Annotated in this window: 7 protein-coding genes; 2 read left to right on the top strand and 5 right to left on the bottom strand. The window is 43.3% G+C overall.

Going from position 1 to position 5,656, the window contains the following annotated elements:
- Window positions 1-210: 210 nt before the first annotated feature.
- On the bottom strand, window positions 211-936 hold the full coding sequence (locus RMY63_RS40940) for a DJ-1/PfpI family protein (protein ID WP_322734151.1): 726 nt from the start codon (window positions 934-936) through the stop codon (window positions 211-213).
- 70 nt (window positions 937-1,006) lie between these two features.
- Here RMY63_RS40940 and RMY63_RS40935 point away from each other — a divergent pair, with 70 nt between their 5' ends.
- Both RMY63_RS40935 and RMY63_RS40930 read left to right on the top strand, forming a co-directional pair.
- A complete protein-coding gene (locus tag RMY63_RS40935) occupies window positions 1,007-1,396 on the top strand; it encodes a hypothetical protein (RefSeq protein ID WP_322734150.1) in 390 nt (129 codons plus the stop codon).
- A 297-nt stretch (window positions 1,397-1,693) separates the two neighbouring features.
- A complete protein-coding gene (locus RMY63_RS40930) occupies window positions 1,694-2,887 on the top strand; it encodes an MFS transporter (RefSeq protein ID WP_322734149.1) in 1,194 nt (397 codons plus the stop codon).
- A gap of 12 nt (window positions 2,888-2,899) precedes the next feature.
- On the opposite strand, the gene RMY63_RS40925 is transcribed toward RMY63_RS40930, so the two are convergent.
- The 4 genes from RMY63_RS40925 to RMY63_RS40910 all read right to left on the bottom strand — a co-directional run bounded on the left by RMY63_RS40925 (window position 2,900) and on the right by RMY63_RS40910 (window position 5,347).
- Window positions 2,900-3,475, bottom strand: a complete 576-nt coding sequence (locus tag RMY63_RS40925) for a TMEM175 family protein (RefSeq protein ID WP_322734148.1) — start codon at window positions 3,473-3,475, stop codon at window positions 2,900-2,902.
- Window positions 3,476-3,547: 72 nt separating this feature from the next.
- A complete protein-coding gene (locus RMY63_RS40920) occupies window positions 3,548-4,195 on the bottom strand; it encodes a hypothetical protein (RefSeq protein ID WP_322734147.1) in 648 nt (215 codons plus the stop codon).
- A gap of 226 nt (window positions 4,196-4,421) precedes the next feature.
- Window positions 4,422-4,892, bottom strand: coding sequence for a DUF6753 family protein (locus RMY63_RS40915; protein WP_322734146.1), 471 nt, complete (start codon window positions 4,890-4,892; stop codon window positions 4,422-4,424).
- A 170-nt stretch (window positions 4,893-5,062) separates the two neighbouring features.
- Window positions 5,063-5,347, bottom strand: a complete 285-nt coding sequence (locus RMY63_RS40910; RefSeq protein WP_322734145.1) for a hypothetical protein — start codon at window positions 5,345-5,347, stop codon at window positions 5,063-5,065.
- Between the last annotated feature and the right edge of the window lie 309 nt (window positions 5,348-5,656).

Here is a 5,656-nt window from a genome sequence, read left to right as displayed (position 1 = left end):
GGCGGTCTCAAAGCCTTATATATACTTGCTTGCAAGTTTTAGGACGGGTCTATTGAGCGTCGCGGAAAGTGCCGCATATTTAATGCGTCCTTATTTCAATCCCCTAGATTTATCTATGGGGTTACTCAGCACTCAGTACTCCTGAAGGGTTTTGATCTAAGTGCGTAGCTATATACTATTTGGGATTCGTTAAGCCACCGCCGGAAAAGTTCAGGTTTTCGTCATCATCAGCCGTTCTGCTGCTTTTTGAAGCATTGCGCGAAATTGATTTGCGAACGGTTCATAACGCTGCATTAGTTTTTGCGTCAGCTCTGGACCTGCCAATTCTGGGCTACCTGTACCATACGGAGGATGAGGTGCATACTCCATTGTTAGTTCTGCTTCCTTCGCCGCCTCTTCACCCCGCAGCTCTGCGAGTACCATTAGTCCCGCCTCGAACGACCCAGTCACAGGGCCTGCTGTGAAGCGGTTGCGATCAACGACTACATGACCTCCTGCTACTGGAATCGCGCCAAAGGGAGCAAGTGCCTCGATTGCCTGAAAATTTGTTGTTGCCCGGTAACCAGTCAATAGACCCGCAGCAGCCAACGTCAGGCTACCAGCGCAGATGCCGATGATATATTTGGCGCGACCGCCTCGGTCAGCGAGAAATGCCAATGTTTCCTCATCAGACCAGAGATTGGGTGTAGAGGCTCCAACACACAGAACATCGAGGTTTTGGGGACAATCAGCAAAGGTGGTCGTGGCGTGTATCGGGAAGGGATGCACCATGCCGAAGGATTCAGAATTTTTCTGAGAGTTAGTGTGCTTCCAGAGGAAGTGAATGTCGCAATTTGGAGCATCACAGAACGCTGTGTAGACACCGATAATGTCGGGAACAAAGCAGTTCGGGTCTGCAATAATACCAATTTGTAGGCGATCTAGAGCTTGGGTCACTTTATTTCTCCTGGATGTGAATTCTTTTCGGTATTGGACATAACATCTATGCTAGAAGTACGACTGGGTTATGCCTAGACCTCGATCAGGTACTCTTTTCGCCATAATGACAATGTCCTTGCAGCATTTATTTGAAGCCATCAATCAGGTGAAAGATGAACCAGATCTGCGATCGCACTTGGCACCAAAGTTGAGTGAATATTTTGCCACTAAGCGATCAGGAATCTTCTTCTTCGACCAGCTTTTCGGCGTTGGTGCAGCCTCTCCAAAGGAGAATCGCAAGCTGCAAGCTATCCTGAATGTTGCATTGTTGATCGAACGTAACCCTGTAGCTCGTTACATCGCCGATCGTCATACTCTGGTTCACGAAGGATTAGTCACCTCCCCGAAAGCTTGGGCAATCCTTTGTCCCCGCCCCGATCATTCTATCTACTTTGAGAATGACAATATCATTATTTAGCGATCGCTCTGTTCACAACTTCTATATAGTTTATGTGTACTAGTATAACCCACCTCTACTTAGGACTTTTTTCCAATTTAGATGCGTTTGCCCTGCTCTGCCCCCTTAATGATAAGTCTTTAACCGGACATGATATTACAAGACTCATACCAATTCTTTATAAGCTTGCACTAAATGATTGCAATATATTTTACCCCCCTTTTTTAAGAGGAGCCAGCAGGGGGATTTTATAAAGTGCATCTTCAGACAGAATTGCTATTAACTTAATTGTCTTGCTTTATATACATAGTAAATAACATGAATTCACCAAAAGAGCGTAACCATTTTCAAGACCAAAAACCTATTTATTTAGAGTTAAACTTTCAGATTATTTGTGCAGTTGTATTGATTGCTGTTATCGGAGTTTCTAGCGTGACTCCGGCTTTTCCGAAATTAGCTAAAGACTTAAATATCAATCCGAAGAATTTGGGTTTACTGATTACAGCATTTACATTACCATCTCTGATTTTAGGGCCAGTTATTGGTATTCTTGCCGATAGATGGGGCAGAAAGAGAATTATTGTTCCTTCACTATTTATATTTGGCATAGCTGGTACTGCTTGCGCCTTTGCCCGTGATTTTAATTTATTACTGTGGTTACGTTTGTTGCAAGGAATTGGTGCTGCTTCTTTGCTTTCTCTGAGTATTACTTTAATTGGCGATTTATACACCGGAGACAGACGGACTACAGCAATGGGTTACAATGCCAGTATCAGCAGCGTTGGTACAGCAAGTTATCCAATAATCGGTGGCGCATTAGCAACAATGGGCTGGTATTATCCCTTTATGCTACCCATATTAGCGATTCCTCTTGGGTTTCTGGTGTTGTTTGCACTTAAGAATCCCGAACCAAAAGGCGATCGCAACCTCAAAGAGTATTTGAGCAATGCCGTAAAAGTTCTGAAAAATCGTCAGCTATTTGGACTTTTTATTGCCAGTGCTGCTAACTTTGTTTTCCTTTATGGCGCTTATGTCACGTATTTACCACAGCTAATTAACGATACTTTCAAAGCGCCGCCCACCATTATTGGATTGCTACTTTCTAGTGTTTCCCTAGCAATTACCATCACAGCTTCCCAGTTAGGTAGATTAGCGAGAAGATTTCCCGCCACAAGTTTAATTAGTGCATCTTATGTTTTTTATGCTTTAGCGATGTTAATAGTTCCCTTTGTATCCAATATCTGGTTATTATTAATTCCGAGTACAATTTTTGGGATTGGACTTGGTATTGGTTTTCCTAGCATCCAAACACTTTTAGCAGATTTAGCACCAAGAGAATATTTGGCGACGATTATATCGGTAAACGGGACATTTTTTGGATTAGGACAAACCTTGGGGCCGTTGTTGATGGGCTATGCCTTTGGTTTTGGCGGAATTAGTAGTGTGTTTTACGCCGCGACTGGTTTTGCAATTCTGATATTTTTTGTGTTTAGGTATTGCACTTGTAGGTAATTTGTAATTCATTTAGGAAATGAGAGTCTTCTCAATGCGACGGTCAGGGATCAGCCACATAACTGCAACCAGAACGTATAATATACAGGCAAACCATGAGTTCACAAAGGCAAGTGGAATTGCCACAGCATAGAAAACCACCGATATCTTTTCCTTAAAGTTTCCAGTGACTGCGATCGCTAGAGTCGAATCCTTGCCGTGGTAATAAATTAGGGTGCTGGTAAGAATGAAGTAAGCGATCGCATTCAACAACAACACCGTACCATAAAGGGCAACTGGCATGGCGGCAAAGTGATTCTCGCCCATCCAGCCAGTGACGAAGGGGATTAGCGACAACCAAAACAGCAGATGCAGATTAGCCCAAAGGATACGGCCATTAACGTGGCGGACTGCTTGTAGTAGGTGATGGTGATTGTTCCAATAGATGCCGATATAAATAAAACTCAGCACATAGCTCAGAAATACCGGGATCAGTGGACGTAATGCGGCTAAATCGAATCCATGCGGCACTTTGATTTCCAGCACCATAATGGTGATAATGATGGCAATCACCCCATCGCTGAATGCTTCTAATCTCCCTTTTCCCATATACGCATTCCTTTTCAGGGTAACTGAAAGTTTTGGTTTAACAACCCTTTATTTATATGAAGGATTTTAGCATCAGGTCAGAGGAATTATTTTACACAATTCCTGGAACAGTAGGTTTACTACCTTGCTGATCAACTTTCCTTGGATGTGCTTACCACCTAGCAGCTTCTCGCCTTGTTCACTGACATTAGCTTTGAGTGAGTCGCGGTAGTCAATCAGTTCCTTGGTCAGTTCATTTTCTGGGAGCCTTCCAGTTTCTACACCAGTTAGGACGTACTGCCACAGGCTAATTCGGCACAGTGATGAGCCGCTAGCTTTTTCAACAAGTCCATCTCCTGACTGTTCTAAGACAGTACCCATACCCAAACGCATTTTGAAAGTGTCGCGGCTGCGGTTGCGTTTAATTCGTTTGGTATCGCCGGCTAAACGTCGGACTGTGGTTTCTCCGTCTTTGCGCTCCCGCTTGGTTTTTTTCACTTCGCGGACTTCGTACTCAATAACGGGCCTGCCATTGACACCCAGGAACGACTCAAAAGGGTAAATTCGAGTCAAGAGACGCGATCGCACTCGTAACCCAAAACCGAATTTGCTACAACGTTCAGCCAGCAGCACAGCAGCTTCTTGCCACGCGGCGATTAGACAATCAGCATCTTCACCGAAGAATGTGCTTGTCTTTGTTCTGCCAGGTGACGGTGGCACTGCGGCTGGGTAAGTCAACAAAATTGATTTGGCGGATTTGGGCTAGGTTTATCCAACCAAAAACGGTAGCTACAAACTGTCTGACAATACCCTAGTTCAAAGGTGGTATTGTCAAAAATGCCGTAAAAGCTTTACCCCAACAACCGTTCTGGAGATTGCCGCAGCAGCTGACGAAGCTGACGCAGCTCGTCCCAGGTACGAGCGGTAATATCTGGTTTTGCACTGATGCGCGTACTGACTTTTCCTGTTAAGTCTCTTTTGCAAGCTGCCAGCCTTGACAAAGGTCGTACAATTTTAACCAGCCTCGCCACAGTACCTGGATACCAATAGGGGTTTTATGGCGATGTTCTAAGTAACCCCCTAAACGAGCGATCGCTTTTTGCTGACCTTTTACTGCTGCCTTTTCATATGTCTGGAGATGGTCATAAAGCTGCGTTTGCCACAGGTCAAACATTGCTTCCATTTCTTTGGGATTGTCTTCCAATAGGACTTGTAGCCTGCCGGTAGCAATCATCATCAGAAATGCTGGGTCATCAGGATCAAGTCCAGTTTGGACTACTATTTCCCAAACCCTAGCTTTAAATGAATCATCTTTACCTCGAATGGCTAAATCTAGTAAAGTTGGGTAAGGAATTTGGCTCAGTCCTTTGCCTCTAGCAGCTACTGAATCCAAAAATTCATCGTCTAAATCGAGTTCTTCAGTGTGAGAATTACTCATATCTGTATTTTCTTTTAGTTAGTTCGCGTCCTCGTCCCCTACGCTCATTTGGTAATTTGATTTGATGGTGGGAGATGTCACTGAAATAGTGCTTAGTGCTGAGTAAAAAAAGTAAAATTAATTGCACGGGCTAAACGCCCCGCTACTGCTAACACCACTCCTGAATTAGATTACTTCTTGGTAGCAACCTTGCCATTGACATTAGCATCATCAACTTTTTCTGTCGGGGCAGTGATTGAAGCTGCCGGAAGGTTCCAAATTTTAGCTTGATCAATTTCCTCTGAAGCTTTTTTGAGAAAACTGTGTAATCGCTGCTTACCCAATACACCTAACTCTCCATAATCTCTAGCCGCAGAAAAATTTATCTGATTGGCATCAAGGATATCCCGCTCTCGATAGCTGAACTTGGGAAAATTGATAACAGCTACTTTATAAGCTTTAATTAAATCCTGCAAATTCTTACGTCCATCTACGTGTTTCCAGTCATCGCATAAACCACAATTGCGTACAAATATATGTTTAATCTTGTTTTCAAAGCGTTCGAGAGATTGAATAAATAATTGAACACTGTCATATCCACCACTACAAACAAACCACTTATATATTTTGACCTTATTTTTCCCAGTAAGTTCTAGGATTTGATTACGCTCAATCCAATCAGTTACTGCTGGGTATACTTGAGCAGGTAAATTGACAATAACAGAAGTTGTTAACGCGAATTTCTCACAAACAATAAAAAATCAATTTATATGGACTGATGTTAG

The organism is Nostoc sp. ChiQUE01b, assembly GCF_034531255.1.
In the GTDB taxonomy this organism is placed as follows: domain Bacteria; phylum Cyanobacteriota; class Cyanobacteriia; order Cyanobacteriales; family Nostocaceae; genus Nostoc.
Note: the sequence above shows the minus strand (reverse complement) of the source record. Positions and strands in the feature narration are given on the sequence as shown.